The 2,368-nt window shown below is 49.3% G+C and carries 4 protein-coding genes; 1 reads left to right on the top strand and 3 read right to left on the bottom strand.

Annotation, left to right across the window (positions count from 1 at the left end; all coding sequences use genetic code 11):
- On the bottom strand, window positions 1–476 hold a 476-nt coding region (locus HOK28_01175; GenBank protein MBT6431671.1), incomplete at its 3' end, for a pyridoxal-phosphate dependent enzyme.
- Window positions 477–593: 117 nt separating this feature from the next.
- Here HOK28_01175 and argF point away from each other — a divergent pair.
- Entirely contained in the window at window positions 594–1,511 is a 918-nt protein-coding gene (gene argF / locus HOK28_01170) for an ornithine carbamoyltransferase (protein ID MBT6431670.1), read from the top strand.
- A 31-nt stretch (window positions 1,512–1,542) separates the two neighbouring features.
- On the opposite strand, the gene HOK28_01165 is transcribed toward argF, so the two are convergent.
- A complete protein-coding gene (locus HOK28_01165) occupies window positions 1,543–2,163 on the bottom strand; it encodes a 2-hydroxychromene-2-carboxylate isomerase (GenBank protein ID MBT6431669.1) in 621 nt (206 codons plus the stop codon).
- On the bottom strand, window positions 2,160–2,368 hold a 209-nt coding region (locus HOK28_01160), incomplete at its 5' end, for a 2-hydroxychromene-2-carboxylate isomerase (GenBank protein MBT6431668.1). The genes HOK28_01160 and HOK28_01165, both read right to left, overlap by 4 nt.

Below are 2,368 nucleotides of genomic sequence, written 5' to 3'. Positions count from 1 at the left end.
TGGTAGTGTGCCTGCCAATTGGAATCGTTATTGTATTGGTCGGCGTAAAACCACGACGGGTTAGCAGCTGAGAGTTCGCGGGCTTTTAATATTGCGCCGTCTGAGCTTAGGGCAGGATCTGTGAGAATGAGCTCCGCTCCGTATGCTCGCAGAGTTTTTTTGCGTTCTTCATTGGCATTGGATGGCAAGCAGAGCTTGAGCTTGAAACCGAGAGCTGGCGCCAACATGGCATAGGCGATGCCAGTATTACCGCTTGATGCATCTAGGAGTACGCCGCCGGCAGCAAGTTGGCCTTTTTCCAAAGCATCGAGAACGATGCCTCGGGCCGCTCGGTCTTTGACTGATCCGCCGGGATTCATCCATTCGGCTTTTGCGTAAACTTCAACGGAGTCGGGAAGTCCCTGAGTTAATCGGTTTAACCGAATCAGGGGTGTGTTTCCGATAGCTTCGGCGACAGTTTGTGATCCTCTGAGCATCCTGTTTGGCCTAGCATCCAGGCGCTTGTGACGCAATGCCCCAGAGGGGATCCTTCAGAGCATTTCCCGGCGTTTCAGCCATTGCACAGGCCTTCAAGCAGGAGTAATTAGCAACTCATGGCTAGAAACTTTGTTACCGATTTAGATCTCAGTGCCGACGAGCAGGCACAGGTTCTCGAACTCGCCCTAAAGATGAAGGCAAACCCGGACGAATACCGTACGGCGCTTTCTGGGAAGATTTTGGGAATGATTTTTGCTAAAAATTCTACACGTACACGTGTATCATTTGAAGCAGGTATTATTCAGCTGGGTGGTCAGGGCATTTTCTTGCCCTCGAGTTCAAGTCAGCTGGGCCGGGGCGAACCGCCATCGGACACAGGTCAGGTGCTTTCGCGTTATCTCGATTTCATTATGATTCGTACTTTCGATAACCGTGAAGTTCGTGAGCTTGCAGAAGCGAGTTCAGTACCTGTTATCAATGGTCTCGATGATGATTATCATCCGTGCCAAGTCTTGGCCGATTTGATGACCATTAAAGAGAAGAAGGGCAAGCTTAAGGGTTTGCAATTGGTCTACATCGGAGATGGCAACAACATGGCCCACTCTTTGATGCTAGGCGGTGCGATGGCAGGTATGAATGTTCGTATCATTTGCCCTGAAGGCTATCGTCCTAAAGAAGGCATTATGTCATCGGCTCAAGAAATCGGTGAGAAAAACGGTTGCGAAATTGAAGTCACGGGTGATCTTAATGCAGTAGCTGGCGCTGATGTTGTTTACACGGATGTTTGGGCATCTATGGGACAAGAAGAAGAATCAGCCAAGCGTATCAAAGCTTTTGCTGGTTATCAGGTCGACGTAGACATGATGAACAAAGCGAATTTCGATGCAATCTTTTTGCACTGTTTGCCGGCACACCGCGGTGAGGAAGTTCACGCAGATGTCATCGATGGTCGCTGGTCGGTCGTCTTTGATGAAGCTGAAAACAGGCTGCATGCTCAAAAAGCATTGATGCTCTTTTTATCGCAAAACTCATAATCGAGAATCCCTGCCTAGAGCGGGGATTTTTTTACCCACAATTGGGTCGCCAACCTTTGAGGGCGTGCTCCACTAAAACCACTCGGTCTTGTCCCCAGAAAAGCATTTCATCCACAGCATAAGTCGGTGCGCCGCAAACGCCGCGTGTGATGGCCTCTTCAGTTCGCTCACGTAAATCGTTCTTCACCGAGTCTTCGCCAATTTTATCGATGTAAGACCCATCGATACCCGTCTCTTTTAGAATCTCGGTGAGAGTATCGGGAGATGAGATGTCTCGGTTGTCGACCCAGAGTGCTTTGAATAGGGCATGCATTAAATCTTCTGCTTTGGGATTGCTATCCGCCATCATGGCGAGGGTTAGCCTTAAAGGTTTGACAGTATTCATCGGGAAGCGTGTGGTAAACTTGAAAGGCACGCCCCAGTGCTCGGCCCACCGGTCTAAATCTTTACCGTAGTAGTTACGTTTAACGTCTGGAAAAGTCATGACGGGTACCATGGGGGTTCCAATGGCTTTAAAAATTGCACCCAGCAGAACCGGCTTTAAATTGGCTTGCGCGTCGAATTCAGAAGCCAAGCGGGAAACTTGAGTAGAGCCCAAATAGGCGAATGGGCTTGAGTAGTCGAAATAAAAGTCAAAGGAAGGTCGTGTCATTTTGATACCTCATCAGCAGCGCGAAGGGCCGCTTCAACAAAGTCCATTCTATCTTGTCCCCAAAAAAGTTGGTCACCAACAACAAAGGTAGGCACACCAAATACGCCGCACTCTACAGCTTCCGCCGTCTTTTGGCGAAGAGTATCTTTGATGGGCTGCTGCGTTGCAAGATTGCTCCACGCGGAATCGAGTCCCGCTTTGTCTA

The organism is Deltaproteobacteria bacterium (assembly GCA_018668695.1).
Classification (GTDB): domain Bacteria; phylum Myxococcota; class XYA12-FULL-58-9; order XYA12-FULL-58-9; family JABJBS01; genus JABJBS01.
The sequence above is the reverse complement of the archived record's forward strand: the minus strand, read 5'-3'. Positions and strand labels throughout refer to the sequence as shown.

Excerpts from the sequence above, each read along its gene's own strand:
- argF (MBT6431670.1), top strand. The coding sequence starts at position 594 with ATGGCTAGAAACTTTGTTACCGATTTAGATCTCAGTGCCGACGAGCAG.
- HOK28_01165 (MBT6431669.1), bottom strand. The coding sequence starts at position 2,163 with ATGACACGACCTTCCTTTGACTTTTATTTCGACTACTCAAGCCCATTC.